At 67.8% G+C, this 24,417-nt stretch carries 29 protein-coding genes; 18 read left to right on the top strand and 11 right to left on the bottom strand.

Going from position 1 to position 24,417, the window contains the following annotated elements:
- Positions 1 to 8: 8 nt before the first annotated feature.
- From FFS62_RS10485 to FFS62_RS10455, 7 genes are all read right to left on the bottom strand, one after another.
- On the bottom strand, positions 9 to 1,019 hold the full coding sequence (locus FFS62_RS10485; protein WP_137972759.1) for a YeiH family protein: 1,011 nt from the start codon (positions 1,017 to 1,019) through the stop codon (positions 9 to 11).
- Positions 1,016 to 1,216 carry a hypothetical protein gene (locus FFS62_RS10480; RefSeq protein WP_137972758.1) on the bottom strand — a complete coding sequence of 67 codons (201 nt, stop codon included), beginning with the start codon at positions 1,214 to 1,216 and terminating at the stop codon, positions 1,016 to 1,018. The genes FFS62_RS10485 and FFS62_RS10480 overlap by 4 nt, the downstream gene beginning before the upstream one ends.
- Positions 1,213 to 1,875: a DsbA family oxidoreductase gene (locus FFS62_RS10475; RefSeq protein ID WP_137972757.1), complete on the bottom strand. Its 663-nt coding sequence runs from the start codon at positions 1,873 to 1,875 to the stop codon at positions 1,213 to 1,215. The genes FFS62_RS10480 and FFS62_RS10475 overlap by 4 nt, the downstream gene beginning before the upstream one ends.
- The gene (locus FFS62_RS10470) at positions 1,872 to 3,203 is read right to left on the bottom strand and encodes an MFS transporter (RefSeq protein WP_137972756.1); all 1,332 of its coding nucleotides are present in this window, start codon (positions 3,201 to 3,203) and stop codon (positions 1,872 to 1,874) included. Before FFS62_RS10470 ends, FFS62_RS10475 begins: the two co-directional genes overlap by 4 nt.
- Before the next feature lie 314 nt (positions 3,204 to 3,517).
- Positions 3,518 to 4,567, bottom strand: coding sequence for a 3-keto-5-aminohexanoate cleavage protein (locus FFS62_RS10465; protein WP_137972755.1), 1,050 nt, complete (start codon positions 4,565 to 4,567; stop codon positions 3,518 to 3,520).
- Positions 4,568 to 4,619: 52 nt separating this feature from the next.
- Complete coding sequence (locus FFS62_RS10460; protein WP_137972754.1) at positions 4,620 to 5,468, bottom strand: TauD/TfdA family dioxygenase; 849 nt, start codon at positions 5,466 to 5,468, stop codon at positions 4,620 to 4,622.
- Between the two features lie 10 nt (positions 5,469 to 5,478).
- On the bottom strand, positions 5,479 to 6,459 hold the full coding sequence (locus FFS62_RS10455) for a quinone oxidoreductase (RefSeq protein ID WP_137972753.1): 981 nt from the start codon (positions 6,457 to 6,459) through the stop codon (positions 5,479 to 5,481).
- 215 nt (positions 6,460 to 6,674) lie between these two features.
- Here FFS62_RS10455 and FFS62_RS10450 point away from each other — a divergent pair, with 215 nt between their 5' ends.
- From FFS62_RS10450 to FFS62_RS10415, 8 genes are all read left to right on the top strand, one after another.
- Entirely contained in the window at positions 6,675 to 8,012 is a 1,338-nt protein-coding gene (locus tag FFS62_RS10450; RefSeq protein WP_137972752.1) for a DUF3300 domain-containing protein, read from the top strand.
- Positions 8,013 to 8,026: 14 nt separating this feature from the next.
- Positions 8,027 to 8,917 (top strand): DUF2950 domain-containing protein, encoded by an 891-nt coding sequence (locus FFS62_RS10445; protein ID WP_137972751.1) that lies wholly within the window; start codon positions 8,027 to 8,029, stop codon positions 8,915 to 8,917.
- 115 nt (positions 8,918 to 9,032) lie between these two features.
- Complete coding sequence (locus tag FFS62_RS10440; RefSeq protein ID WP_137972750.1) at positions 9,033 to 9,470, top strand: hypothetical protein; 438 nt, start codon at positions 9,033 to 9,035, stop codon at positions 9,468 to 9,470.
- 3 nt (positions 9,471 to 9,473) lie between these two features.
- Complete coding sequence (locus FFS62_RS10435; RefSeq protein ID WP_137972749.1) at positions 9,474 to 9,824, top strand: VOC family protein; 351 nt, start codon at positions 9,474 to 9,476, stop codon at positions 9,822 to 9,824.
- A 192-nt stretch (positions 9,825 to 10,016) separates the two neighbouring features.
- A complete protein-coding gene (locus FFS62_RS10430) occupies positions 10,017 to 11,459 on the top strand; it encodes a methyl-accepting chemotaxis protein (protein ID WP_137972748.1) in 1,443 nt (480 codons plus the stop codon).
- A gap of 125 nt (positions 11,460 to 11,584) precedes the next feature.
- Positions 11,585 to 12,076, top strand: coding sequence for a YdcF family protein (locus FFS62_RS10425; protein ID WP_171016305.1), 492 nt, complete (start codon positions 11,585 to 11,587; stop codon positions 12,074 to 12,076).
- 118 nt (positions 12,077 to 12,194) lie between these two features.
- Positions 12,195 to 13,202, top strand: coding sequence for an alpha/beta fold hydrolase (locus tag FFS62_RS10420; RefSeq protein WP_137972746.1), 1,008 nt, complete (start codon positions 12,195 to 12,197; stop codon positions 13,200 to 13,202).
- A gap of 146 nt (positions 13,203 to 13,348) precedes the next feature.
- A complete protein-coding gene (locus tag FFS62_RS10415; protein ID WP_137972745.1) occupies positions 13,349 to 14,149 on the top strand; it encodes an ABC transporter substrate-binding protein in 801 nt (266 codons plus the stop codon).
- A 68-nt stretch (positions 14,150 to 14,217) separates the two neighbouring features.
- On the opposite strand, the gene speE is transcribed toward FFS62_RS10415, so the two are convergent.
- Both speE and FFS62_RS10405 read right to left on the bottom strand, forming a co-directional pair.
- Entirely contained in the window at positions 14,218 to 15,078 is an 861-nt protein-coding gene (speE, locus tag FFS62_RS10410) for a polyamine aminopropyltransferase (RefSeq protein ID WP_137972744.1), read from the bottom strand.
- A gap of 118 nt (positions 15,079 to 15,196) precedes the next feature.
- On the bottom strand, positions 15,197 to 15,379 hold the full coding sequence (locus FFS62_RS10405) for a PLDc N-terminal domain-containing protein (protein ID WP_137972743.1): 183 nt from the start codon (positions 15,377 to 15,379) through the stop codon (positions 15,197 to 15,199).
- Between the two features lie 240 nt (positions 15,380 to 15,619).
- Here FFS62_RS10405 and FFS62_RS10400 point away from each other — a divergent pair, with 240 nt between their 5' ends.
- The 8 genes from FFS62_RS10400 to FFS62_RS10365 all read left to right on the top strand — a co-directional run bounded on the left by FFS62_RS10400 (position 15,620) and on the right by FFS62_RS10365 (position 21,143).
- Positions 15,620 to 15,886 carry a hypothetical protein gene (locus tag FFS62_RS10400; RefSeq protein WP_137972742.1) on the top strand — a complete coding sequence of 89 codons (267 nt, stop codon included), beginning with the start codon at positions 15,620 to 15,622 and terminating at the stop codon, positions 15,884 to 15,886.
- Positions 15,887 to 16,017: 131 nt separating this feature from the next.
- Complete coding sequence (locus FFS62_RS10395) at positions 16,018 to 16,302, top strand: DUF1652 domain-containing protein (RefSeq protein WP_137972741.1); 285 nt, start codon at positions 16,018 to 16,020, stop codon at positions 16,300 to 16,302.
- Between the two features lie 10 nt (positions 16,303 to 16,312).
- Positions 16,313 to 17,005, top strand: a complete 693-nt coding sequence (locus FFS62_RS10390) for a DUF421 domain-containing protein (RefSeq protein WP_137972740.1) — start codon at positions 16,313 to 16,315, stop codon at positions 17,003 to 17,005.
- The gene (locus tag FFS62_RS10385) at positions 17,002 to 18,093 is read left to right on the top strand and encodes a DNA topoisomerase IB (protein ID WP_137972739.1); all 1,092 of its coding nucleotides are present in this window, start codon (positions 17,002 to 17,004) and stop codon (positions 18,091 to 18,093) included. Before FFS62_RS10390 ends, FFS62_RS10385 begins: the two co-directional genes overlap by 4 nt.
- An 86-nt stretch (positions 18,094 to 18,179) precedes the next feature.
- A complete protein-coding gene (locus FFS62_RS10380) occupies positions 18,180 to 19,163 on the top strand; it encodes a GlxA family transcriptional regulator (protein ID WP_137972738.1) in 984 nt (327 codons plus the stop codon).
- 32 nt (positions 19,164 to 19,195) lie between these two features.
- Entirely contained in the window at positions 19,196 to 19,444 is a 249-nt protein-coding gene (locus FFS62_RS10375; protein ID WP_137972737.1) for a DUF1272 domain-containing protein, read from the top strand.
- A 5-nt stretch (positions 19,445 to 19,449) separates the two neighbouring features.
- Positions 19,450 to 19,959, top strand: a complete 510-nt coding sequence (locus FFS62_RS10370; RefSeq protein ID WP_137972736.1) for an HPP family protein — start codon at positions 19,450 to 19,452, stop codon at positions 19,957 to 19,959.
- An 8-nt stretch (positions 19,960 to 19,967) separates the two neighbouring features.
- Entirely contained in the window at positions 19,968 to 21,143 is a 1,176-nt protein-coding gene (locus tag FFS62_RS10365; protein WP_256662218.1) for an MFS transporter, read from the top strand.
- 86 nt (positions 21,144 to 21,229) lie between these two features.
- On the opposite strand, the gene FFS62_RS10360 is transcribed toward FFS62_RS10365, so the two are convergent.
- Positions 21,230 to 22,186 carry a diguanylate cyclase gene (locus FFS62_RS10360; protein ID WP_137972734.1) on the bottom strand — a complete coding sequence of 319 codons (957 nt, stop codon included), beginning with the start codon at positions 22,184 to 22,186 and terminating at the stop codon, positions 21,230 to 21,232.
- A gap of 2 nt (positions 22,187 to 22,188) precedes the next feature.
- Entirely contained in the window at positions 22,189 to 23,190 is a 1,002-nt protein-coding gene (locus FFS62_RS10355; protein WP_137972733.1) for a response regulator, read from the bottom strand.
- Positions 23,191 to 23,422: 232 nt separating this feature from the next.
- Here FFS62_RS10355 and FFS62_RS10350 point away from each other — a divergent pair, with 232 nt between their 5' ends.
- Both FFS62_RS10350 and FFS62_RS10345 read left to right on the top strand, forming a co-directional pair.
- Entirely contained in the window at positions 23,423 to 23,947 is a 525-nt protein-coding gene (locus tag FFS62_RS10350; RefSeq protein ID WP_137972732.1) for a hypothetical protein, read from the top strand.
- Positions 23,948 to 23,961: 14 nt separating this feature from the next.
- A complete protein-coding gene (locus tag FFS62_RS10345) occupies positions 23,962 to 24,411 on the top strand; it encodes a hypothetical protein (RefSeq protein WP_256662191.1) in 450 nt (149 codons plus the stop codon).
- Positions 24,412 to 24,417: the final 6 nt, after the last annotated feature.

Here is a 24,417-nt window from a genome sequence, read left to right as displayed (position 1 = left end):
CGCACGGATCACAGGCCCCAGCGCAGCAACAGCAGCACCAGGATGACCAGGAAGATGGTTTCGCCGACCATCAGCAGGATCGGCTTGATGCCGACGCTGGCCAGCTCCTTGAGCTGGGTCTTCATGCCCAGCGCGGCGATGGACACCACCAGGCACCAGCGCGACAGCTCGTTGACCCCGCCCTGCACCAGCTGCGGCACCCAGCCGGTGCTGTTGACGCAGGCGAGGATCAAAAAGCCGACGGCGAACCAGGGCAGCAGCGGTGGCCGCTCGCCACCGGTTTCGGCGCCCTGCAGACGGGTGACCATGGCGGCCGCGACGATCACCGGCAGCAGCATGGCCACGCGCATCAGCTTGACCACGGTGGCGGTGTCGCCGGTCTCCGGCGACATGCTGTAGCCGGCGCCGACCACCTGGGCCACGTCGTGAATGGTGGCGCCGAGGAACACCCCGGCCTCCTGGGGCGACAGACCGAGGGCGTTGGCGATCATCGGGTAGAGGATCATCGCCAGGGTCGACAGCGCCGACACACCGATCACGGTGAACAGCGTGGCCTTTTCCTTCTGCGGGTGGCTGGGCAGCGCTGCGGCCAGGGCCAGCGCCGCCGAGGCGCCGCAGATGGCCGTGGCGCCGCCGGTGAGCATGCCGAAGATGCGCTTGAAGCCCAGCGCCTTGGCCGCCAGCACCGAGACGGAGATGGTCACCACCACCAGAATCACCACCAGTGCCAGCGGCTTCCAGCCGAGCGCGGCGATCTGCTCCAGGGTGATGCGCATGCCCAGCAGGGCCACGCCGACGCGCAGCACGGTGCGTGCGGTGAATTCGATGCCGGCCTTGCACTTGCCATCGGCGGCGAGGAAGTTGAGGCCCAGCCCCAGCAGCAGGGCGAACAGCATCACCGGCGCGCCGTAGTGTTCGGAGAGGAAGGTGGCGGCGGCAGCCACCACCAGGCTGACGGTGATGCCCGGCGCCAACTGGCGGGCGCGGTCGTTGATCTGGGTGAGAGCGATGGCGCTCATGGCGCGAAGTCCTCGATGACGATGTAGACGCGGCCGCCCTCTTCCTCTAGCGGACAGATGGCGACCCTGAGCGGGTTGGAATTGGCCAGGTAGCCGCTAGCGGACGCGAACGGCGCGCGCTGGCCGGCGAACTCGAACGGCGCGCGCCGGCCGGCCGCCGGCCGTTGCCGGGCCGGCACGTGATGGCGCTGGGTCATGCCTGCAGTCTCCGCCGTTCCGGAAGTCCGAGGGCCTCGCGCATGCCGCGCAGCAGCAGGTCGGCCGGCTGCGCGCCGGACAGCAGCAGGCGACCGTCGAAGACGAACTGCGGCACGCTGCTGGCAGTCGTATTCGGCGCCTGGAAGGGTCGGCCATCGCGGTACAGGGCGCGGGCCATTTCCTCGCGCGGGTAGCCACAGGTCTCGGCGATGGTCAGCAGGGTACTGGCGTCGCCGATGTCCTCGCCGAGGCGAAAATGCGCGGCGAACAGCCGCTCCAACAGGCGATCGCGCTGCTCCGGGCCACCCAGTTCCACGGCGCGGCGCAGCAGGCGATGCGCGTCGGCGGTGTTGGGCATGCGGGCGATGCGCTGGAAGTCGAAGCGCAGATCGACTGCCGCAGCGGCCTCCTGCACCTGGGCCTGGCGCAGGCGCACCGCGGTGTCGCTGCCCAGGCGGCGGCGATAGAACTCGGCAAAAGATTCGCCGGCGGCCGGCAACTGCGGCAGCAGCTGCACGCTCTGCCAGTCGATGCTCACCACCTGGTGCGGCAGCGCCTGCTGCAGCTGCACCACGGCGCGCTTGAGCTGGCGCTTGCCGATCAGGCACCAGGGGCAGACGAAGTCGAAGGCCACGTCGATGCGCAGGGCGCGGCTCATGGCTGCACCTCCAGCGTTGCCGGGCCGGCCTCCTCCCGCCCCTGGTCGCCACGCACGCGGGCGATGTCCTGCAGGTAATGGCAACGGGCGTAGAAGAACACCGCGGCGGCGCCGATGCTGACCAGCGGCACCAGCTGGAAGGCGACCAGCAGGCCGAACAGATCGGACAGTTTGCCGGTGACAAACGGCCCCGGCGCCAGGCCCAGCAGGTTGTTGGCCAGGGTCAGGGTGGCGAAGGCGGTGCCGTGCACCGAGTAGTGGGTCAGGTTGGCCACCATGGCGCCGGACGGGCCGGTGGTGCCGGCGGCGATCAGCATGCCCAGGCAGATCAACAGCAGCTGCAGCGGCCCGGCGGACAGGGCGAAGGCCAGCGACAGCAGCAGGCAGCTGCCCAGGCAGTAGGCGATGGCCAGGGCGATCTTGCGCTCCGGGGCGTTGCGGCACAGGCGGTCACTGAGCATGCCGCAGAGGATCATGCCGGCGCCGCTGCACAGCACGATGATGCCGGCCAGGGCGCCGGCCTTGTCGGTGCCCATCTCGTAGTAGCGATTGAGGTAGCTGGGCATCCACACGATCACGGTGCCGCCGACGAACAGCTGCAGGCCGCTGCCGACATAGGCGGCGATCACCGAGCGGCTGCCGTACAGGGTGCGCAGGGGCTTGGCGGCCTTGTCCGCCGCCTGCCGGGCGGCGTCGGCGAAGCGCTTGTGCGACACCCGCGCCTCCTTCACCACCAGCGGGTAGAGCGCGGCCAGCAGCAGACCGAACAGGGCCATGCCGCCGAACGCCCAGCGCCAGCCGAAGTGCGCGGCAATCGCGCCGCCCAGGGCCATGCCCAGCACCGAGCCGAACATGCCGCCGGCCATGAAGGCGCCAGTCAGGGTGGCGCGCATGTGCTTGGGAAATACCGAGAGCACCACGGCGATGCCGACGCTGCCGTAGGCGGCCTCACCGACGCCGACCAGGAAGCGCGCCACCAGCATGTGCTCGTACTTCTGCGCCAGGCCGCAGGCCAGGGTGGCCAGGCTCCACAGCAGCGCCATCAGGGCCAGGCTGCGCACCCGGCCAAAGCGGTCGGCGAGCAGCGACAGCGGAAAGGTCAGCAGGCCGACCATCAGCGCGACTATGCCACTGAGCAGGCCCAGCTGGCTGTCGGACAGCGCCCATTCACCCTTCAGCAGCGGGAATACCGCGTTGAGCACCTGCCGCGACATGTAGTCGGAGATCAGCAGGCCGAACGTCAGGGCGAAGACGATCCAGGCGTAGCTGCGCGGAATGCCGGCCGAGGTGTCGATTTCCTCGCCCTGGCTGCTGTGGTGAAAGGCCATGTGGCTACCTCGTTGTACTGCTACTGCTTGTTATTGTTGTAGTCGTGCAAGACGACGCTCGGCAAAGGCCTCTGGACGACCCTGTGGGATCGCCGGCACCGCGGACGGCGCGCCCGGCTCGTGGCCCGGACGCCGCCAGCGGCAGAGACCTTTGCCCAGCGACGTGGCGCCCCCGACCTGCGGAGGGCGCCGTGTCACTCAGCCGCGCTGTGGCAGCTGTTTCTGGCCCGGCGTGCGGCGCGGCGCAATGCCGTCTGCCAGCCGGGTTTGTGCGATGCCGTCGTGTTGCACGGCACTCGGCAACCTCCGATCAATCACTTGCGCAGGAAGCCCTGCTGACCGCCCTTCGGATTAGGGGCGAAGCCGTTGGCGGCCAGGGTTTCCTCGACCGTGTCGTAGAACACGCCGATCTTGAGGATCTCGCGCGCCTCCTTGCCGTTGGCGACCGGGCGGCCGATCTCCTTGGCGATGCGCACCAGCTGCTCGATCTGCTCGACGGAAGTCATCTTGCGCGAGCGATCCTGGGTCCAGATGTTGTCCTCGATACCACAGCGCACGTGCAGGCCCATCGCCATGCCCATCAGGTTGACCGGCAGGGTGTTTAGCATGGTGCTCTCCACCGTGAGCATGGTTCCGTCCGGGATGGCGCGCAGGAAGTTGGCCATGCTGTAGATATGCGGCTGGTCCATGCCGCCGCCGATCGCCACCCAGTTGCAAACCAGCGGGCCCTTGTAGACGCCGCGACGGATCAGGCGCTCGACCGTCTCGTAGCTGTTGATGTTGTAGAACTGGAAGGCGCTCTGGATGCCGGCGGCGGAGAGGCGCTTGACGTGCTCCTCGATGAAGCCCGGGCCGGACGGCACGATCATTTCGCGGTAGGCCTCATAGGTATCGCTGCCCATGGACGTGCCGGTGTAGTCGCGCACGTCCATCTGCTCGATGACGTTCATCTGCGTGGTGTTGACCGTCACCGTGACCTGGTCGGGCTTGGGATCGAGCTCGGCGAGCATGTGCCGGGTGTCATCGTGCAGCCACTTCGCCGCGGCGCCGTCTTCCGGCGGCGCGAAGGAGATGGAGCCGCCGACCTGGATGACCATGTCCGGCACCGCCTCGCGTACGCCGGCGATCAGCTCGTTGAACTTTGACAGGCGCTTGGAGCCCTTGCCGTCCAGCTCACGCACGTGCAGGTGCAGTACGGCGGCGCCGGCCTCGTAGCAGTCGACGGCCTTCTGGATCTGCTCTTCCATGGTCACCGGAATGTCTTCCGGATAGTCCGAGGGGAACCATTCGGGGCCGTATGGGGCCGCGGTGATGACGAGCTTGTCCTGGTTTTCAGGGAAGAGAGAACCGTCGAGGAAGTTCATGCCTGTTGCCTCAGATATTTATTAGTAGTTGGCGCGAATGGGGTGCTGCGACTCAGAAGGTCTTGTCGCCGATGATGCCGGCGCGCTCCATCTTGCGATGGCAGGGCGGGTAGTCCATGACCGCGTAGTGCTGGGTGCTGCGGTTGTCCCAGATCGCCACGCTGTTGGGCTGCCAGCGCCAGCGCACCTGGTACTCCGGGATGTAGGCCTGGCTGACCAGGTAGCGCAGCAGGTCGCTGCCGCCCATGCTGTAGTCCTGGCCGTAGCGCACGTGCTCCGGGGTGTGGAAGTTGCTGAAGTGGGTAGCGAAGGCGTTGACGAACAGCACCTTCTCGCCGGTCTCCGGATGGGTGCGCACCACCGGGTGCTCGGCATCCGGGAACTGCGCCTTGAGCGCCAGGCGTTTCTCGATCGGCATGGCCGCACCGAAGCTCGCCTCGATGCTGTGGCGCGCGCGCAGGCCGGCGATGCGTTGCTTCACCTCTTCCGGTAGCTTCTCGTAGGCCAGCGCCATGTTCGCCCACATGGTGTCGCCGCCCACCGGCGGGCACTCCACGCAGCGCAGCACGCAACCCATGGGCGGTGCCTCGCGCCAGGTGGCGTCGGTGTGCCAGGCGTTCTCGTAGCGGTCGTTGGGCGCATCGGGTGACTTGTAGATGCGCACCAGGCCCGGATGCTCGGGATCGCTGCCGGCCACCGGGTGATCTTCCAGCTCGCCGAAGCGACGGGCGAAGGCCACGTGTTCGGCGCGGCTGATGTCCTGGTCACGCAGGAACAGCACCTTGTGCTTGAGCAGCAGCGCCTTGATCTCGGCGAACAGGTCGGCGTCGCGGGAGGCATCACCCAGGTTGACGCCGATCAGCTCGGCGCCGATGGCGCAGGTCAGTTGTTCAACGCGCATGACGGCCTCCTCAGATGACGAAGATCGACGAACCGGTGGTCTTGCGCGACTCCAGGTCGCGATGCGCCTGCACCGCGTCCTGCAGGGCGTAGTGCTGGTTGATCTCGATACGGATCAGGCCGCTGCCAACCAGGCCGAACAGCTCCTCGGCCAGCTCTGCCTTCTCCTGCGGATCGGCGATGTAATCGGCCAGCGCCGGACGGGTCATGTACAGCGAGCCCTTCATGGCCAGCAGCTGAGGATTGAAGCCGTCGATCGGACCGGAAGCGGTGCCGACGCAGACCAGCAGGCCACGGCGCTTGAGCGAGTCCAGCGAGCCCATGAAGGTGTCCTTGCCGACGCTGTCGAACACCACGTCGACGCCACGCCCGTCGGTAAGCTGGCGCACGCGCTGGGCGACATCCTCGTGGCTGTAGTCGATAACGTGGTCGCAGCCGTGGGCCCGCGCCACCTCGGCCTTGGCCGCGCTGGACACGGTGCCGATCACGGTCAGGCCGAGCAGCTTGGCCCACTGCGAGACGATCAGGCCGACACCGCCGGCGGCGGCGTGCAGCAGGATGCTGTCGCCCTCGCGGAAGGCGTGGATCTTCTTCATCAGGTAGGCCGAGGTCAGGCCGCGCATGGTCATGGCCGCGGCCGTCTCGAAGGCGATGGTCTCCGGCAGCTTGATCAGCGGCGCCGCCGGGATCAGGCGCTCGGTGCTGTAGGCGCCGAGGGTATTGATGAAGCCGGTGTAGGTGACCCGGTCACCGACCGCCACGTTGTCCACACCCTCGCCCAGCGCCACCACCACACCGGCCGCCTCGACGCCGATGCCGTTGGGCAGCGGGATCGGATAGGTGCCATTGCGGAAATAGGTGTCGGCATAGTTCAGGCCGACGGCGACGTGGCGGATGCGCACCTGACCGGGGCCGGGCTCACCGACCTCGACGTCCTCGTAGCGCAGTACTTCCGGACCCCCGGCCTCGTAAAAACGGACGGCTTTGGCCATGCCTGTTCTCCAGTCTTGTTATTAGCCACCAATAGCGTGGATCGGACTGTAGAACCGGCCTCCGAGGGGTGCTTCTCATCGCACGACAGGGGCTTTTCATTTCATGACATGCGGCGTGCAGGCCTCGCACCTGCACTCTTCCGGAACTGGCCTATGCTAGGCAAAGCGCGGCGGCAGCCGCCTACGGTTTGCGCCTGTGCGCAAGGAGAATCGCCATGCGTATTCACCCGTCCCTGGGGCTCTTGGGCCTGCTCCTGGCCCTGCTCGCCACGCCACTGCCCGCCGCGGCTGCCGAGAGCAGCGCGCCCAGCGAGCCGGTCTTCAGCAACGAAGAGCTCGACCAGATGCTCGCCCCGCTGGCCCTGTACCCCGACGCCCTGCTGGCCCAGGTGCTGATGGCCGCCACCTACCCCGGCGATGTAGCCGACGCGGTGACCTGGTCGACGGAGCACCCGGACGCTAGTGGCGACGATGCCGTGCGCCAAGTCTCCGACCAGCCCTGGGACCCCAGCGTGCAATCGCTGGTGGCCTTCCCCGCCGTGCTGGTCACCCTGGGCCAGGACCCCGCCTGGGTACAGAAGGTCGGCGATGCCTTCCTCGCCAGCCCCGACAAGGTGATGGACTCGGTGCAGCGCCTGCGCCGCCAGGCCAAGGAGGCCGGCAACCTGGAATCCAATGAGCAGCAGAAGGTCAGCGAACAGCCGGCCGCCGCTCCGGCCCAGGCGACCAGCACCGGCGGCAGCAGCCAGCAGACCATCATCATCGAGTCGGCCGATCCGCAGGTGGTCTACGTTCCCAGCTACAACCCCAGCGTGGTCTACGGCACCTGGCCCTATCCGTCCTACCCGCCGGCCTACTACCCGCCGCCACCGGGCTACTACTTCGGCTCCGCGGTGGTGGCCGGCATCGGCTTCGCCGCGGGCGTGGCGATCATCGACTCGCTGTGGGGCGACTGCAACTGGGGCGGTGGCGACATCGACATCGACGTGGACCGCTACAACAACATCAACAGCAATCGCCAGATCAACACTGGCGACAAGACCTGGAAGCACAACGCGGTGAACCGCGACGGCGTGCCCTACCGCGACCGCGCCAGCCGCGAGCAGTACGGCCAGCGCCTGGCCAACGGCGAGCAGCGCCAGGAGCTGCGCGGCCGCGACACGGCGCGCGCCACCGACCGCGAACGGGCGCGGCAGAGCCTGGAGCAGCGCGGCTTCGAGAGCCCGGCCACCAGCAACCGCCAGGCCCGCGAACGGGCGCAGACCGCCAATCGTGACATGCGCAACTCCGATCAGATGCGCCAGCGCGCCCAGTCCAGCCAGCGCGGCACGGCGCAGAACCGGCAGCAGGCGCGCCAGCAGCACGCCACCTCGCGCGGCACCCGTGACAACGCCTTCGCCGGCGCCCGCACGCCCGACCGGGAACGCGCCTATCAGCAGCGCGGCCAGGCCAGCCGCGCCGCCGCCAGCCGTCCGCAGGCGTCGCGCGCCAGCGGGCGGGCGGTGAGCCGCCCGGCTATGTCCTCGTCCCGCGGCGGCGCCAGACGGCGCTGATAAGGAGACCCGCCATGCACGCGATCCAGCGCCTCACCCTGCTTACCCTGCTGGCCCTGCCCATGCAGGGACTGCACGCCCAGCAAGCCTTCCCCAGCCCCGAGGAAGCCGCCGCCGCCTTTGTCGCCGCCCTCGGCACCCAGCAGGCCGATGCCACGCGTCTGGCGGCACTGCTCGGCAACGACTGGCGCAGCTACATCCCGCGCGAGGGCGTCGAGCGCGAGGACGTCGACGCCTTCCTCGCCCTGTACCGGGAAAAACACGAGATCCGCCCCGAGGCCCGCGACCGCTCGCGCCTGGTGGTCGGCAACAGCGCCTGGGAACTGCCGCTGCCGCTGGTGCGCGGCAAGGACGGCTGGTTCTTCGACACCCGGGCCGGCGGCGAGACCATCCGCCTGCGCCGCATCGGCCGCAACGAGCTGGCCACCCTGCAGGCGGTGCGCGCCTACCACGATGCGCAGATGGACTACGCCGAGATCGACCGCGACGGCGACGGCGTACTGGAATACGCCCGGCAGTTCGTCAGCAGCGACGGCAAGCATGACGGCCTGTACTGGCCCGACCAGCCGGGCGTGGAAGAAAGCCCGCTGGGGCCGCTGTTCGGCGACGAGCTACCGGACGGCGACTGGCACGGCTACCGCTACCGCATCCTCGAAGCCCAAGGGCCTTCGGCACCCGGCGGGGCCTACAACTACCGACTCGGCAACAACATGAGTCGCGGCTTCGCCCTCGTCGCCTGGCCCGCCGACTACGGCAACAGCGGGGTGATGAGCTTCATGATCAGCCACGAGGGCGAAGTGTTCGAGAAGGACCTCGGCCCCGAGGGTGACAAGCAGGCCCTGGCCATGGCCCGCTTCGACCCGGACGGCAGCTGGCAGGAGGCGCCGGAGGAAGAGCTGCCCTGACCCGACCAGGCTCCTGAAATCCATCGGGGTGGCAGACATCCGCGGCGATGCCTGCTAGGTTCTGCCGCACCCCAATGGACCCGGCGCGCCAGCGCCCTCGATCAGGACGATTTGCATGCGCACCCTCCTCATCCTCGCCGCCCTCTCCCCCGCCCTCGTCCAGGCCAACGGCCTGCAACTGGATCACCGTGACGGCGAGCAGCGCTCCTATCGCGGCCAGCTCGCCCTGAGCGGCGAATACAGTTACCGCCCCCACGACGAAATCAACTCGCAGCTGTGCTTCTTTCCCCAGGGCCCGAGCGCGGCCGCCATTCCCCGCGACCAGGACGACGCCCGCCTGCCCTGGTTCTGCTTCGCCAACCAGGCACAGGCCTTCGCCCAGCTCGGCGTACCGGCGGAACTGCCGGCTGGCAAATGCGTGATCGCCGGCACCGCGCGCATCCTGGTCTCCGAGTACAAGGTCGATGCCCGTGCCATGGACGTATCCGATCTCGCTCGCCTTGACGCCGTCCAGGACCGAGGCCAGGCCGAACTGCAGGATTGCGAGGAATAAGCCATGCACCAGCACCACACCATCAACTATCTGGAAATTCCCTGCCGCGAGCCCGAGGCGAGCAAGGCCTTCTTCTCACAAGTATTCGGCTGGAGCTTCGTCGACTACGGCCCCGACTACAGCTGCTTTGTCGGCGCCGGTATCGATGGCGGCTTCTTCCGCGCGGCGCTGGATTTCGCCAGCGACCGGGGCTGCCCGCTGCTCGTGCTGTACAGCGCCGACCTCAACGCCACGCAGAATGCAGTGGAGGCAGCAGGCGGGCACATCCTCAAGCCGGTGTTCGCCTTCCCCGGTGGCCGCCGCTTCCACTTCGCCGACCCCAGCGGCAACGAATACGCCGTCTGGTCGGAATAAGGCGGTTTTCTCGCCTTTATGGGCGACGAAACGGCCGTATTGGCTGCTTTGTCGTCAAATGTGCGACGTCATCCTTTTGGCTGAGTAATCTGCCGCACACGGCCAAGTGCCATCATTCGACTCTCTCCGGCTAAAGCCGAAGCGCCATATCGCCGATATGTGCGGCTACAACGAACAAGAACGGAGCCTCCCATGCAACAAGGGCTGTTAACCACCCTCATGCCGCAGACCGAACTGGCCCCCAGCGACCAGCTGCTGAGCAGGATGCTCGCCTTCTTCAGCCTGTGCGGCCTCACCATCGGCCTGTACAGCGGCATCAAGTGGGCTCGCCTGGGCAACGACGCCCTGGTGCAGGGCTCGCTGCTGCTGATCATCGGCATGCCGCTGGCCCTGCTGATGCTGCGCCAGGCGTGGCTGCCGGCCCGTGCGGTGGCCAATTTCGCCATGGCGCTGATCAGCAGCTACGCGATGATCCTCATCTACCAGCTCGGCGGCCTGCACTCCGCGCACATCTTCTGGCCGCTGGTGGTGATCGGCTTCGCCTACCTGCTGCTGGGTGGGCGCAGCGCGGCATTCTGGGGCCTGCTGCAGCTGGTCTTCGTGTTCTGGCTGATCCGTCTGGACCGCTCCGGCGCCGCCCTGCCGCAGTTCGAGCTGAGCGCGCGCGACGCCATGGTCAACGAATATTCGGGCTTCCTGCTGCCGGTGATCACCATGTGGCTGGCCCAGTGGTACAGCGCGCGGGTGCGCCAGCAGGCGCTGGACGGCGCCCAGCAGCACCTGGAAGAAGCCGAGCGGGTCGGTAAGGCCGCCACCGCCGGCAGCCAGCAACTGGCCAGCCTGCTCGACGAGGTGCGCCACAGCGCCGGCGACCTGCGCCAGCTGTCGCAGCAGCTCTACCGCACCCTCGACAACATGCGCCAGCGCTGCCAGAGCATCGATGGCGATGTGCAGCAGCAGGCGGACGCCATGCACCAGCTCGACCTGGCCGTGCATGAAGTGCTCGCCAGCCTGGCGCAGAGCACCGCGCACATGCAGCAGCTGAGCCAGGACACCCAGCACAGCAGCGGCCAGGTCAACGCCTGCGCCACCCGCATGCAGCAGGCCCAGGACAGCATGCAGGCGATCCAGGCGAGCAACCAGCGCATCGCCGAATCCATGCAGATGATCAGCGCCATCGCTCAGCAGACCAACCTGCTGGCGCTCAACGCCGCCATCGAGGCGGCTCGCGCCGGCCAGCACGGGCGCGGCTTCGCCGTGGTCGCCGACGAGGTGCGCTCGCTGTCCCAGCGCAGCAACCAGACCGCCGACACGGTGCAGAGCGTGCTCGGCCAGTCCGAGCAGATCGTCAACACCGGCGCCGAGCAGGTCAGCGACGTGGGCGAGGCCCTGGCCGAGAACGCCAGCCTCACTGCCAACCTCTCCGGCGCCATCCTCGAACATAGCCAGGCGCTGGATCAGGCCCATCATCAGTTGATCCAGGTACGCGACCACAGCGCCGCGCAACGCGAGGCCAGCCAGCGCCAGCGCGCCGCCAGCGCCGAGCTGCTCAGCGCCCAGGAGTCGCTGGTCAGCCTGGGCGAGCATCTGGAACAGCTGTCACAGCAGCTGCATCAACGGGTGGAACAGCGCTGAGCCTGCGGCACATCTCCAGACGGCTGAGCCTGACCCTGCTGGCGCTGCTGAGCGGCGCAATCGCCGCAGCCGCGCTGCAGATCGCCCGCTACGCTGGCGAGCCGGCGCCCGCCAGGGTCGATGCGGTGATCGTGCTGGGTGCCGCCGTGTGGCAGAACCGGCCGTCGCCGGTGTTCGAGGAGCGGATCAAGCACGGCATCCATCTGCTCCGGACTCAGGCGGCGGACTACCTGATCCTCACCGGCGGTATTGGCATGGCAGATGCGCATGCCGAATCCGCGGTGGCCCACCAGTACGCCCTCGCCGCCGGGGTTCCGGCCCAGCGCATGCTGACCGAGGCGGTCTCCACCGTCACCGCCGAGAACCTGGCCCAGGCCTGCGCGCTGATGAAACAGCACGGGCTCGGCAACGCGCTGATCGTCAGCGATCCCCTGCACATGAAGCGGGCGATGACGCTGGCCCGCGACATCGGCATCACCGCCTACGCCGCACCGACGCCCACCAGCCGCTATCGCAGCTGGAACAGCAAGGCCGAATCGCTGGCCTACGAGACCTTCTTCTACCTCGGCCATCTGGCCATACGGCTCACGCCCGCCGCACCGCGCTGCGCCAGATAGGCGCCTGCGGTGGTCTAGATCGGGACTGGGCGGAAACATCCGGGCACAGTGCGAGGCTTTCTCGACGGCGGGGAACTGTCCTAAAAATGCCGCGTTTTCCATCGCCAGGACTCTTCCCATGCCCAGGATAAATTCCACCCTGCTGTGCGCCTCCCTGCTGGCCGGCAGCACCGCCCTCCATGCCGCCACGCCGAGCTACGGCGAACAGCTGGAAGGCTTCGACTATCCCCATCCGCAGCAGCGCTTCAACTTCCAGTCCCAGGGCCAGAACCTGTCCATGGCCTACATGGATGTCGCCGCCACGGGCCAGGCCAACGGCCATACCGCGGTGCTGCTGCACGGCAAGAACTTCTGCGGCGCCACCTGGGAGCAGACGATCAAGACCCTGAGCGATAGGGGCTACCGGGTGATCGCGCCGGACCAGGTGGGCTTCTGCGCCTCCAGCAAACCGCGCGGCTATCAGTTCAGCTTCAACCAGCTGGCGCTGAATACCCAGGCCCTGCTGGACCAGCTCGGCGTGGCCAAGGCCACGGTGATCGGCCACTCCATGGGCGGCATGCTCGCCGCCCGCTTCACCATCAATCACCCGCAGACGGTGGAGCAGCTGGTACTGGTCAACCCTATCGGCCTGGAGGACTGGCAGGCCGAGGGCGTGCCCTACGCCAGCATCGACCAGCTCAACCAGGGCGAGCTGAAGGCCAGCTTCGAGAGCATCAAGAACTACCAGCTGCGCTTCTACTACAACGGCCAGTGGCAGCCGGAATACGACCGCTGGGTGGACATGCAGGTCGGCCTGTACCAGGGCAAGGGCCGCGAGATCGTCGCCTGGAACCAGGCGCAGACCGCCGAGATGCTGTTCAGCCAGCCGGTGATCCACGAGTTCGGCCGTATCCAGGCGCCGACCCTGCTGCTGATCGGTGGCAAGGACCGCACCGCGCCCGGCGCCAATCGCGCGCCCAAGGTAGTCGCCGAGCGCCTGGGCAACTACCCGCAGCTGGGTCGCAAGGCCGCCGCCGCATTGCCGAACGGCACGCTGGTGGAGTTCCCCGAGCTCGGCCATTCGCCGCAGGTCGAGGCGCCGGAGCGCTTCCACCAGGCGCTGCTGAAAGGCCTGATCACCATGTAAAGGGTGCTATCGCCACCTCGCTGCCGGCCGGCCCATCGGGCGGCAACGACCGCGTGAAGAAAGCCGGCATCTGCCGGCTTTTGCGCTTCTGGACGGCGCCTGTACGGCCGACCATGCTTAGCGCATCGGGGAAAGAGGGTCGAACCATGCCTGGTCGGCGCCTGTGGGTTCTGCCATTGCTGAGTGGCCTGCTGGTTTCTGCGGCGCACGCCGAGGACTGGCCGCAGCTCAGGCTGTGTTACGAGAGTCAGGACCTGTCGCCCTACACCAGCGCCCCGCCCGGGTTGGCGGCGGAGCATCCCGGCCTGGTGGTGGAGCTGATCGAACAGGCGGCGCGCACTGCGCAGCTGCAGCTGGTGCTGCATCGCCAGCCCTGGAAGCGTTGCGTCCACGAGGTGCGCCAGGGAGCCAGCGATGGCGTGTTCGTCGCCGTCTGGTGGGCCGATCGCGATGCCTGGGGACGCTTTCCGGGGCGCTCCGTCGATGGCCAGACTCCCGTCGACCCCAGCCGCAGCCTGTGGCCGGCCGACTACCGGATTATCGTGCGGCCCGACAGCGCGCTGCAGTGGGACGGCCAGCGTTTTCAGGGCATCACCCATGGCGTCGGCGCACCGCTGGGCTACGCGGTCAGCCAGTATCTGCAGAGCCTGGGCGTGCTGGCCAATGAATCGCTGACGCCGGCCACCGCGCTCAAGCTGGTGGTGGCGGGACGCCTGGACGGCTATGTGCTGGAGACCGAGCTGGGCCTGGCCCTGATCAAGCGCGAGGGCCTGCGGGGGCAACTGGTGCAACTGCCGACGCCCCTGGTGCAGGCCCACTGGTACCTGCCGCTCTCGCATCAGTTCTACGCCGCCCACCCCGAGCGCGCCGAGCGGCTCTGGCAGGCCATCGGCGAGCAGCGCCAGCAACGCGAAGCAGAGCTGCGCCAGCGCTATCTGAGCCGTTAGCCCCTTCGCTCAGCCCCGACAGAAACGAAAAAGCCGGCATTCGCCGGCTTGTTCATCCACCCATCACCTCAGTCGTTGCTCGGTTTGTTCACCGCCTGCAGCACGTACTGCGGCAGGGCGAAGGCGCCCAGATGGATCTCCGGGTTGTAGTAGCGGGTGACGATGCCGCTGCCGGCGAAGCGCTGGCGCAGGGTGTCCAGCGACAGCTTGCGGTAGCCGGCGGAGGTAGCCCCCCAGGCGAAGGTCATGCTACCGCCGATATAGGTCGGCACGGCGGCCATGTAGAAGTGCCAGTCGGCGAACAGGCCGTCCATACGTGCGGCGGTGTTTTGCACGCCATCGAGCTGCATGAAGGGCGTGCCGTTCTGGGTGACCAGGATGCCGCCGTCGTTCAGGCAGCGGCGGCAGGCCTGGTAAAAGTTCTCGGAGAACAGCACCTCGCCCGGACCGATCGGGTCGGTGGAGTCGGAGATGATCACGTCGAACTTCTCGGTGGTGGTCGCCACGAAGTTCATGCCGTCGTCGATCACCAGGTTCAGCCGTGGGTCGTCGTACGCGCCGCAGCTGTGGTTGGGCAGGAACTCCTTGCACATGTCGACCACGGTGCCGTCGATCTCGACCATGGTGATGCTCTCCACGCCACGGTGCTTGCGCACCTCGCGCAGCATGCCGCCGTCGCCGCCGCCGATGATCAGCACGCGCTTGGCGTTGCCGTGGGCCAGGATCGGCACATGGGTGAGCATCTCGTGGTAGATGAACTCGTCGGCCTCGGTGGTCTGGATCACCCCGTCCAGCGCCATCACCCGGCCCATGCGGGCATTCTCGAAGATCACCAGGTGCTGGTGCTCGGTGCGCACCTCATGCAGCAGCTTGTCCATGCGAAAGCGCTGGCCATAGCCGTCGTAGAGAGTTTCTTGGTAATCGCTCATGGGTGCCCCCCGTCGTCGCTGGTGGATTCGGACGGACCAGGCCCGCCCATGAAGAAGGCGCGCATTGTAAGGAGATACGCCCGGCGGCTCCAGCCGGGCGAGGCAACAGGATGTGTGACTAGAACTTCATGTTGCCGCGCGGACCGGCCACGGCCCAGATGATCAGGCCGAGCACCGGCAGCAGCGCGATCAGGGCCACCCAGAGCACCTTCTTCAGGGTATCGGCCTGGCTCCTCACCACATTGATGATCGCCCAGATATCCAGGGCGAAGATGATCAGCGAGATAAGGCTGTAGAGCATGGTGTCACTCCTTGTGTGGTGGGCCGCGTTGCAACCTAGGATAACCAGCGCAGCGGCGCCTCCTCAAAGCGCTCTATAGGGCGCAAAGCCCCGAAAAACGCCAACATGCGACATATTTCTATGTTTTTACGACAGGATGTGACTCCAAGGTCAGGTTTCGCCATCAACAGTTCACAGGCCGCGGCAATACGTGCTTTCGCTGGCCAGATCGCACATTGGGCATCCTTGGAGAACAGACCCATGAACACCTCGCTCCGCGTCAACGAAGCTCTTCTGATCGCCGGCCGCGCCTTCCAGCCGTTCCAGTGCGTCGCCTGGCAACCGCAGGACGGTACCGGCGTGATCACCCTGGCGGTGATCGACCGCACCAACCGCCGCCTGAGCCAGGCCCAGCTGGACAGCCGCACCTACGCCGACCCGGCGCAGCTGGCCGACGCCCTGGCCCAGTCCCGCGAGCAGATCAGCCGTCAGGGCTATTCGCTCGATCCCTGGAGCATGCCCGAGTAACACTCCGCTCCCCCGGCCTGCCGCCAAAAGAAGCCCCCTGCGCCCTGCGGCCCAGGGGGCTTCGCTTTTCTGTACGAACCTAACGCCTGCCGCCCCGTCTACTCACTAACAGCCACAGACGGAGGCGCCGCATGAGCACCGCCCTGAGCCTCGAAGAGGCACTGCACATCGTCGAACAGGCCTTCCTGCCGCATGCCTGCGAAACCCGGGCGGACAGCGAAGACGCCAGCTTCTCCTTCCGCGTATTCGATGACAGCGACGTCGAGCTGCTGTCCCAGGCGCATGTGGCGCGCTCCCAGTATGGCGACCCGGCGCGCCTGGCCGGCCTGGTCGAACTGGCACGCCTGGAGCTGAGCAAGGATGGCTACGAGCTGGCGCCCTGGTCCATGCCCTGGAGCAATCCGCAGATCGGTTGAGGAGGTGCGCATGGAAGCTTTCGACTGGCAGCGCATGCTGCTCGATGATTTTCCCGTGGCCTTCCTTGGCGAGGTGGCGCTGCGGGCCTGCCTGGCCTACGCGGCCGTGTTCATCTTCCTTAAGGTCTCCGGACGGCGCGGCGTGCGTCAGCTGTCGCTGTTCGAGCTGGTGGTGATCCTCACCCTCGGCTCGGCCGCCGGCGACATGTCGTTCTACCACGACGTACCGCTGCTGCCGGTCGCCATGGTGTTCATCACCCTGCTGGTGCTCTACAGCCTGACCACCCGCCTGATGAAGCGCAGCCCGCGCTTCGGCAACTGGGTCGAGGGCAAGCCGGTGGTGATCATTCGCGACGGCCTGTACGAGCTCGGCGCCCTGGAGGCGCAGAACATCTCCAGCGACGAATTCCACATGGAGCTGCGCCGCGCCGGCGTACAGCACCTGGGCCAGGTGCGCCTGGGCATCCTCGAGGTCGATGGCGATCTCAGCCTGTACTGCTTCCCCGCCGAGGAGACCCACAGCGGCCTGTCGGTGCTGCCGGAAGAGCTCAATCCGACCTACCAGCACATCCCTGCCGACGGGCTGTACGCCTGCAACCGCTGTGGCAATCCGCAGCCGCTGCAGGCCAAACATGACGCCACCTGCGCCCGCTGCGGCGGCGAGCTGTGGAACCAGGCCCTGGACTGGAAGCGCGAGCGATGAGCGAACAGGCACCGCCGCTGGCCAGTGGCACCCGCCCACAGCCGGCCGACGAGCGGGAAGACACCGGCACCGCGCTGTGCCCCGTGCTGCCGCCGGACCTGGTGTATGTCGATGACCGCCAGGCCGGCATCAGCCGCCGCAAGCTGCGCGGCCACTTCGCCTATTTCGACGTGGACGGCGAGCGCATCCGCGACGCCGACGAGATCAAGCGCATCAACGCCCTGGCGATTCCGCCGGCCTACACCGAGGTATGGATCTGCCCCGACCCGCGCGGCCATCTGCAGGCGGTCGGCCGCGACGCCCGCGGGCGCAAGCAGTACCGCTACCACCCGCGCTGGCGCGAGGTGCGCGACTGCAACAAGTACGAGCGCCTGCTCGACTTCGGCCGCGCCCTGCCCGGCCTACGGCGCCAGGTGGAGGAGCATCTGGCCCTGCGCGATCTGGGCCGCGACAAGGTGATGGCCACGGTGGTCGCCCTGCTCGACTCCACCCTAATCCGCGTCGGCAACCCGCAGTATGCGCGGTACAACAAGTCCTTCGGCCTCACCACCCTGCGCAATCGCCATGTCGAGGTGGCCGGCGCCGCCATCCGCTTCCACTTCCGCGGCAAGAGCGGTGTCGAGCACCGCGTCAGCCTCACCCACCCGCGCCTGGCCCGGGCGGTACGGCGCTGCATGGAGCTGCCTGGCCAGCAGCTGTTCCAGTACCTGGACGAGGCCGGCGAGCGCCGCGGCGTCAGCTCGGCGGACGTCAACCAGTACCTGCAGAGCCACGCCGGCAGCGATTTCACCGCCAAGGACTACCGCACCTGGGCCGGCAGCGCCCTAGCCCTGCAACGCCTGCGCGAACTGCGCCCGAGCAGCGACAGCGAAGCCAGAAGCCAGGTGGTGGAGGTCACCCGCCAGGTCTCACGCCTGCTCGGCAACACCCCGGCCATCTGCCGCAAGTGCTACATCCATCCGGCGGTGCTCGACGCCTTCCTCGACGGCAGCCTGGCCGAGCTGCGCGCCGCCAAGCCACGCCAGGGCCTGCGCGAAGAAGAGAGCCTGCTGCTGCGCTTTCTCGAACGCCTGTCGCAGGCCGACTGAGCGACTGGCCATATCTGTGGGGTGATTGTCCTTGTTGCCAGAACCGGGCGGGCGCAGACTCGCCGCAAGCTTCTGGAGAAACCCCCATGCGCACCATCGCCAGCCTGATCTACCCCGATGTGATGAGCCTCGACGTCACCGGTCCGCTGCAGGTATTCGCCTCGGCCAACGTCGAGTTGCGCCGTCAGGGCCTGGCCGAGGCGTATCGGCTGCTGGTGCTGGCCGACGAACCCGGTGCGCTGGCCACCTCCGCCGGCTTCCGCCTGGTCGCCGACCAGGCCTGGCGCGACTGCGACCCGGCCGGGCTGGACACCCTGCTGATCCCCGGCGGCCTGGGTGAGACCGCGCAATGCGCCAACCAGGCGCTGCTGGCCTGGCTGCGCGACGCCGAGCCGCAGATCCGCCGCCTCGGCTCGGTGTGCTCCGGCGCGCTGATCCTGGCCGCCGCCGGCCTGCTCGACGGGCGCCGTGCCACGACGCACTGGGCCGATGTGGCGGCCCTGCGCTGCCACGAGCGCATCGAGGTGGACGGCGATCGCCTACATACCTACGACCCGACCGGCCGCGACGGCGATGCCCATGTCTTCACCTCGGCCGGCGTCACCGCCGGCATCGACCTGGCCCTGGCGCTGGTCGAGGCCGACCTGGGCCGTCCGCTGGCCCTGGCCGTGGCCCGGCGCCTGGTGATGTTCCTGCGTCGCCCCGGCGGCCAGGCGCAATTCAGCGCCCTGCTCGCCCCGGACGCCAGCCGCACGCCGCGCCTGCTCGGCCTGCTGGAGTGGATGGCGCAGAACCTGGCCGCCGACCTGTCGCTGGAGGCCTTGGCGCAGCAGGCCCACCTCTCGGCGCGCAGCCTGTCGCGGCTGTTCGTCCAGGAGCTTGGCATGGGCCCCGGTCGCTACGTCGAACAGCTGCGCCTGGAGTCGGCGCGCCTGCTGCTACAGGACGCCGGCGCCTCGATCAGTACCGTGGCGCGGCTGACCGGCTTCCGCCATCCGGAAAACCTGCGCCGCACCTTCCACAAACACCTGTCGGTGAGCCCTCAGGACTACGCCGAACGCTTCGCCTGAATCATTCATCCCTCGCGCCAAGGAGAACCACCATGCTGCAACTGCGCCCCGGCTGCGAATGCTGCGACCGCGACCTGCCACCCGAGTCGCTGGACGCGCGCATCTGCTCCTTCGAATGCACCTTCTGCGTCGACTGCGCGCAAGACCGCCTGCAGGGCATCTGCCCGAACTGCGGTGGCGAGCTGGTGCGCCGGCCGATCCGCCCCGCCGCCAAGCTGGCGCGCTCGCCCGCCACCAGCGAACGCACCTTCAAACCCGCCGGCTGCGCCGCCTCGGAGTGATGAACATGCTCGATCTCGTGCACAAGCTGCGCGGCGATGCCGCCAACCTGCCGCCACGCTCCAGCTGGCAGCAGATCGCCCTGGCCTGGCTCGGTGGCGCGCTGGCCATCGCCTGCGTCGCCAGCACCGGCAACTGGTTGTCGCTGAGCCTGCTGCTCGGTTCCTTCGGTGCCTCCTGCGTGCTGGTGTTCGGCTACCCCGACCTGCCGTTCTCGCAACCACGCAACCTGGTCGGCGGCCATCTGCTCAGCTCGCTGGTCGGCCTGCTTCTGCTGCAGGCCTTCGGCCCGCAGTGGTGGGCACTGGCCCTGGCGGTCGGCACGGCCATCGCGCTGATGATGCTGACCCGCACCGTGCATCCGCCGGCCGGTTCCAACCCGGTGATCATCTTCCTCGCCCAGCCGGGCTGGGGTTTCCTGCTGTTCCCCACCCTCACCGGCGCCCTGCTGCTGATGCTGGTGGCGCTGATCTACAACAACGCCACGCGTACAGCGCGCTACCCCAAATACTGGTGATCTCGATGCTGCTCCTGCGCAACCCCACCCTGCTGCGTCTGTTCATCGCCCAGGCCCTGTTCTGGAGCTGCGCGATGATCGGCATCACCCTGACCTCGCTGGTCGGCCTGCAGCTGGCGCCGCTCAACGGCCTGGCCACCCTGCCCCTGGCACTGCTGGTGCTCGGCTATCTGCTGGCGACCCAGCCGCTGTCGGCCTTTATGCAGCGCCGCGGGCGTCACGCGGGGCTGTTGCTCGGCGCCGGCGCCGGTGTGCTCGGCGGCCTGCTCAGCGCGCTGGGTGTATGGCTGGCGGACTTCTGGCTGTTCTGCCTGGGCGCCCTGCCCATCGGCGTGTACCAGGCCTCGGCCATGTACTACCGCTTCGCCGCCCTGGAGGCGGTGGACGACGCGCACAAGGGCCGCGCCACCGCCTGGGTGATCGGCGGCGGCCTGTGCGCGGCGCTGCTGGCACCGACGCTGACGCTGTGGGCCCGCGATGCCCTGGAGCGGCCCTTCGTCGGCGCCTACCTGTTGGTCGCGCTGCTCGCCACCCTGGCCATCGTCCTACTTGCCGGCCTGCGCCAGGGCGCGCTGCCGCCACCCGCCAGCCGAGGACTGGCCGCCATGCGTGGGCTGCTGGCGCGGCCGGTGGTGCGCAGCGCCATGCTCATCACCGCCATCGGCAACGGCCTGATGGTCCTGGTGATGAACGCCACGCCACTGGCCATGAGCTTCTGTGGTCTGCCGCTGGAGTCCGGTGCCGAGGTGATCCGCTGGCACATGGTCGGCATGTTCCTGCCGGCCTTCGTCGCCGGCCCGCTGGTGGATCGTTTGGGGTGCAAGCGCGTGGCGCTGCTGGGTATCGCGCTGCTGACCGCCAGCGCCGCCATTGCCCTGAGCGGCGAGCTGCAGAGCTACTTCCTGGTCTCGTCCCTGCTGCTCGGCATGGGCTGGAACCTGATGCTGGTGGCCGGCACCACCCTGCTCGGTCAGGGTCACTCCGCCGACGAGCGCGGCCAGGCCCAGGGGCTGATGGAGCTGGGCAACGGCAGCGTGGCAGCGGCCGCGTCGTTCGCCTCGGGCGCGCTGATCAGCGGCCTGGGCTGGAGTCCGGTGAACCTGGCGATGCTCGGTCTGCTGGCGGTGGCGCTGCTGGCTCTGGCCGGCGGAGCGCGGCGCACGGAGGAAGTGGCGAGCTCTTAGGGCACCGCACAACGGTAAGCCCCGGTGGTGTACTGCCTGCGGCGAGTACACCCTACATAGAGCCACACCCAACAGAGGAGCTGGCCCTAGCCGCCGTGCACCGAGACTTGATTGCGCCCGCCGTGCTTGGACTGGTAGAGGGCGCGGTCGGCCCATTCGATCAGTTGCTGGTGGTCCTGGCTGGGTTGCCCCAGGTCCGCCACGCCGAGGCTGATGGTGAAGCGGATTTCCTGGCCATCGGCCTCGACCACCAGCGCCTCCACCAGCTGGCGCAGGCGCTCGGCGAACAGCCGGGCGCTGACCTTATCGACATCCGGCAGCAGCACCACGAACTCCTCGCCGCCATAGCGCCCGGCGACATCCGTATCGCGGATGGCCTCGCGCACCACCTCGGCGACGAACTGGATCACCTTGTCGCCGGCCGGGTGGCCATAGGTGTCGTTGATCTTCTTGAAATGGTCGATATCGAAGATCACCAGCGCCGCCATGCTGCCGTAGCGGCGATGGCGCGAGTATTCGCGGCGCAGCTCCTCTTCCCAGTAGCCCCGGTTGTTCAGCCCGGTGAGCCGGTCAGTGCGCGACAGGTGCTTGAGCTGGCTGTTGGCCGACTGCAGCTGGTGCTTGTTCACCGCCACGTCGGTGACGTCGTAGATGATCAGGCAGATGTGCTCGATGCGGCTGTTGGTGGCCTGCAGCGGCAGGATGGTGGTGTTCTGGTACATGAAGTCTTCCTGCCCGGTGATGGGCTGGTAGTTCTTGAACCGCACCAGATAGGGCCGCTGCTCCCAGATGGTGAAGGCCGGGGTGCCGAGGGTGGCGACGCTGTCCACCTTGTGGCGGAACCACTCCTGCTCCACCTCGGGGAACAGCTCGAAGAAGGACCTCCGCAGCACCTCTTCAGGGGTGCGCCCGGAGCGGTTCTCCATGAAGCTGTTCCACACCTCGACGCGGAACTCGCGGTCCAGCACCACCACGCCCACGTCGATGCTCTGCACTATCGTCAGCAGCCAGTGGAACTCGTTGAGATCGATGTTCTCGGCCATGTTCAACCCATCATGTAGGCGAGTTTTTTGGTCAGCAGCGGCACCGAGTCCTCGGTGAACAGCAGCATCAGGTCGAAGTGGATATCGTGCCCCTCGATGCTGTAGCTGAATTCCACCGCCAGGGTCTTGCGCCAGCGCTGCTGATTGAGGCGGATCAGCTCGTCGATCGGCGCATGCTGGCCGAGGATCTGCGGATGGCCCTGGGAGAACTTGATGTTGATCTGCTCGGCGATGCCGCTGAGGCAGGCGCCGATCAGCACGCTGGACATGTCCAGCAGCATCTCCATGGCGGAGCTTTCGATGGCGCTGCGGTGCAGCAGCTTGGCCATGTCCGCCACTTCCGAGTCATGGAAGATCAGCAGCGCCTCGCCGGAAATGCCGCCGCCGATATAGCCCTGGCACACGGCGGTGAGGCGTTCGTCGCTCTGCGCATCGGCCAGTGCCATGTGCAGCTCGCCGACCTCGAGGATGTTGACGTTGGGCAGCGGCAGCTGCACGAACACGCCCAGCACCCGCGCCAGCAGCGCGGCGGCGCGGCCCATGGCGACGTTGATCACCTCGCGGAAGGCATCGCGGAAGTTCACCGACGGCTCGCCCAGCTCGCTCGGATCGCGCGGCGGCGCGGTGACGGCCTCGTCGAACAGGCCGAGGCGCTGCAGGGTCTCGCGCACCAGCTCGGGCTCGGCCGGCTTCTTCAGGAAGGCCAGCGCGCCCAGCTCGGTTACACGGCGCACGGCCTCGTCCTGCACGTCACCGGAAACCACGATGACCTTGCACTGCAGGCCCTCGTCACGCAGGCCGGCGAGTACGCCGTAGCCGTCCAGCACCGGCATGGTCAGGTCGAGCAGAAGCAGGTCGATACCGCCCTGGCGAATCCGCTCCAGGGCCTCCGCACCGTTGGTGGCCTGGCTGATCTGCACTGGCCACTCCGCGGGCAGGGCGCGCAGCAACTGCTTGCGCGCCATGGCGGAGTCATCGCAGACCAGCAGGGAAATGGTCGCCATCGGCAATCCTCGTAACGCATGGGCCGGATCGGTACTACCAGCCTTCTTGTTAGCACTGTTGCCACTGCGAGTCACGACGAAGCGGCAGCAAAAGGGCCAATAAGGAAGCACCTTTCACCGACAAAAGCCATATCAATGTGCCATCACTCGCAATCCATGTCGCCATTTGCGAAGGCGCGCACGCTTGGCCTGAAGCCTTTCCCTCTGAAGCCCCACCGGTACGACTGAAACCATGGCTCCTGCCCCAATCCCGGGCGCCCACTACCAGGAGTCACCGATGACCATCATCGTCACCGGCAGGAAGCTGGAGCAGAGCATCGCGGAGGATGCCTTTCGCAATGCCGGCCAGTACCTGCGTCAATCCCGCTTCGCCGCCTTCGTGCTCAACGAACTGATGACCGTACCCCAGCTGCTGCACATCGAAGTCACCGCCGGCCCAGGCGATCGTAGCCGGGAGGCCTGGCGCCCGCCGCGCAGCAGCGAGCCCAATGGCGCCGGGCACCTGCTTTGGAACCTGGGCAGCGCATACGGCAGCACCGAGCAGACCGACACCGCCCCGGCGCTGGTGCTGGCCCACGAGCTCGGCCAGGCCTACTGCCATCTGGCCGGGCGAGTGGCGTACCTGCGCCACCTGAGCCAGGCGATGCGCGAGCAGCTGGACCGGCTGGATATCGGCGCCATCGACAACATCCTGGCGCTGCAACTGCGTGACAAGGCCTACCCCGGCAACCTGCGCCACTCCACCCTGCTGCCCTGAGACAAGGAGTCACCATGCTTATTCGCACCCTGTGCTGTGCCCTCGCCCTGTCCGTCACCAGCGCCCAGGCCCTGCAGACCGGGCAGCTGCCCGAGCGGCGCCTGCGCGAACTCTCCGCCACCCTGGCCGACACCGCCGGCAACAGCCATTGGCAGCAGCTGTGGAAACGCAGCCGCGATGCCGGCTACTTCCGGCCCGATGGCGCGCAGGCGCGCTTCACCCTGCCCATGACCAGCATCCCCGACAGAGTGCGCGAGACCCTGGGCCAGGCCGACAGCGTCACGCCCGAGCAATCGACCCTGGCCCTGTACCGGCGCGACTTCGCGCCGCAAGTCACGGGCGTGGAAGGCGCGCAGAACCTCACCGCGATCTGCCTGCGCGTGGACTGGCGCAGCGTGCCGGACGAGCCGCAGCCCGAGCAGCTGTTCGGCGCCAGCCTGCTGCTCACCTACCCCTGCCGCTGAAAGCCC

The sequence above is a fragment of the Pseudomonas sp. F(2018) genome (assembly GCF_005508865.1).
Classification (GTDB): domain Bacteria; phylum Pseudomonadota; class Gammaproteobacteria; order Pseudomonadales; family Pseudomonadaceae; genus Aquipseudomonas.
The sequence above is the reverse complement of the archived record's forward strand: the minus strand, read 5'-3'. Positions and strand labels throughout refer to the sequence as shown.

Bases quoted from the DNA above. Each gene is read 5' to 3' on its own strand.
- FFS62_RS10485 (WP_137972759.1), bottom strand. From the start codon at position 1,019: ATGAGCGCCATCGCTCTCACCCAGATCAACGACCGCGCCCGCCAGTTG.
- FFS62_RS10480 (WP_137972758.1), bottom strand. From the start codon at position 1,216: ATGACCCAGCGCCATCACGTGCCGGCCCGGCAACGGCCGGCGGCCGGC.
- FFS62_RS10475 (WP_137972757.1), bottom strand. From the start codon at position 1,875: ATGAGCCGCGCCCTGCGCATCGACGTGGCCTTCGACTTCGTCTGCCCC.
- FFS62_RS10470 (WP_137972756.1), bottom strand. From the start codon at position 3,203: ATGGCCTTTCACCACAGCAGCCAGGGCGAGGAAATCGACACCTCGGCC.
- FFS62_RS10465 (WP_137972755.1), bottom strand. From the start codon at position 4,567: ATGAACTTCCTCGACGGTTCTCTCTTCCCTGAAAACCAGGACAAGCTC.
- FFS62_RS10460 (WP_137972754.1), bottom strand. From the start codon at position 5,468: ATGCGCGTTGAACAACTGACCTGCGCCATCGGCGCCGAGCTGATCGGC.
- FFS62_RS10455 (WP_137972753.1), bottom strand. From the start codon at position 6,459: ATGGCCAAAGCCGTCCGTTTTTACGAGGCCGGGGGTCCGGAAGTACTG.
- FFS62_RS10450 (WP_137972752.1), top strand. From the start codon at position 6,675: ATGCGTATTCACCCGTCCCTGGGGCTCTTGGGCCTGCTCCTGGCCCTG.
- FFS62_RS10445 (WP_137972751.1), top strand. From the start codon at position 8,027: ATGCACGCGATCCAGCGCCTCACCCTGCTTACCCTGCTGGCCCTGCCC.
- FFS62_RS10440 (WP_137972750.1), top strand. From the start codon at position 9,033: ATGCGCACCCTCCTCATCCTCGCCGCCCTCTCCCCCGCCCTCGTCCAG.
- FFS62_RS10435 (WP_137972749.1), top strand. From the start codon at position 9,474: ATGCACCAGCACCACACCATCAACTATCTGGAAATTCCCTGCCGCGAG.
- FFS62_RS10430 (WP_137972748.1), top strand. From the start codon at position 10,017: ATGCAACAAGGGCTGTTAACCACCCTCATGCCGCAGACCGAACTGGCC.
- FFS62_RS10420 (WP_137972746.1), top strand. From the start codon at position 12,195: ATGCCCAGGATAAATTCCACCCTGCTGTGCGCCTCCCTGCTGGCCGGC.
- FFS62_RS10415 (WP_137972745.1), top strand. From the start codon at position 13,349: ATGCCTGGTCGGCGCCTGTGGGTTCTGCCATTGCTGAGTGGCCTGCTG.
- speE (WP_137972744.1), bottom strand. From the start codon at position 15,078: ATGAGCGATTACCAAGAAACTCTCTACGACGGCTATGGCCAGCGCTTT.
- FFS62_RS10405 (WP_137972743.1), bottom strand. From the start codon at position 15,379: ATGCTCTACAGCCTTATCTCGCTGATCATCTTCGCCCTGGATATCTGG.
- FFS62_RS10400 (WP_137972742.1), top strand. From the start codon at position 15,620: ATGAACACCTCGCTCCGCGTCAACGAAGCTCTTCTGATCGCCGGCCGC.
- FFS62_RS10395 (WP_137972741.1), top strand. From the start codon at position 16,018: ATGAGCACCGCCCTGAGCCTCGAAGAGGCACTGCACATCGTCGAACAG.
- FFS62_RS10390 (WP_137972740.1), top strand. From the start codon at position 16,313: ATGGAAGCTTTCGACTGGCAGCGCATGCTGCTCGATGATTTTCCCGTG.
- FFS62_RS10385 (WP_137972739.1), top strand. From the start codon at position 17,002: ATGAGCGAACAGGCACCGCCGCTGGCCAGTGGCACCCGCCCACAGCCG.
- FFS62_RS10380 (WP_137972738.1), top strand. From the start codon at position 18,180: ATGCGCACCATCGCCAGCCTGATCTACCCCGATGTGATGAGCCTCGAC.
- FFS62_RS10375 (WP_137972737.1), top strand. From the start codon at position 19,196: ATGCTGCAACTGCGCCCCGGCTGCGAATGCTGCGACCGCGACCTGCCA.
- FFS62_RS10370 (WP_137972736.1), top strand. From the start codon at position 19,450: ATGCTCGATCTCGTGCACAAGCTGCGCGGCGATGCCGCCAACCTGCCG.
- FFS62_RS10360 (WP_137972734.1), bottom strand. From the start codon at position 22,186: ATGGCCGAGAACATCGATCTCAACGAGTTCCACTGGCTGCTGACGATA.
- FFS62_RS10355 (WP_137972733.1), bottom strand. From the start codon at position 23,190: ATGGCGACCATTTCCCTGCTGGTCTGCGATGACTCCGCCATGGCGCGC.
- FFS62_RS10350 (WP_137972732.1), top strand. From the start codon at position 23,423: ATGGCTCCTGCCCCAATCCCGGGCGCCCACTACCAGGAGTCACCGATG.
- FFS62_RS10345 (WP_256662191.1), top strand. From the start codon at position 23,962: ATGCTTATTCGCACCCTGTGCTGTGCCCTCGCCCTGTCCGTCACCAGC.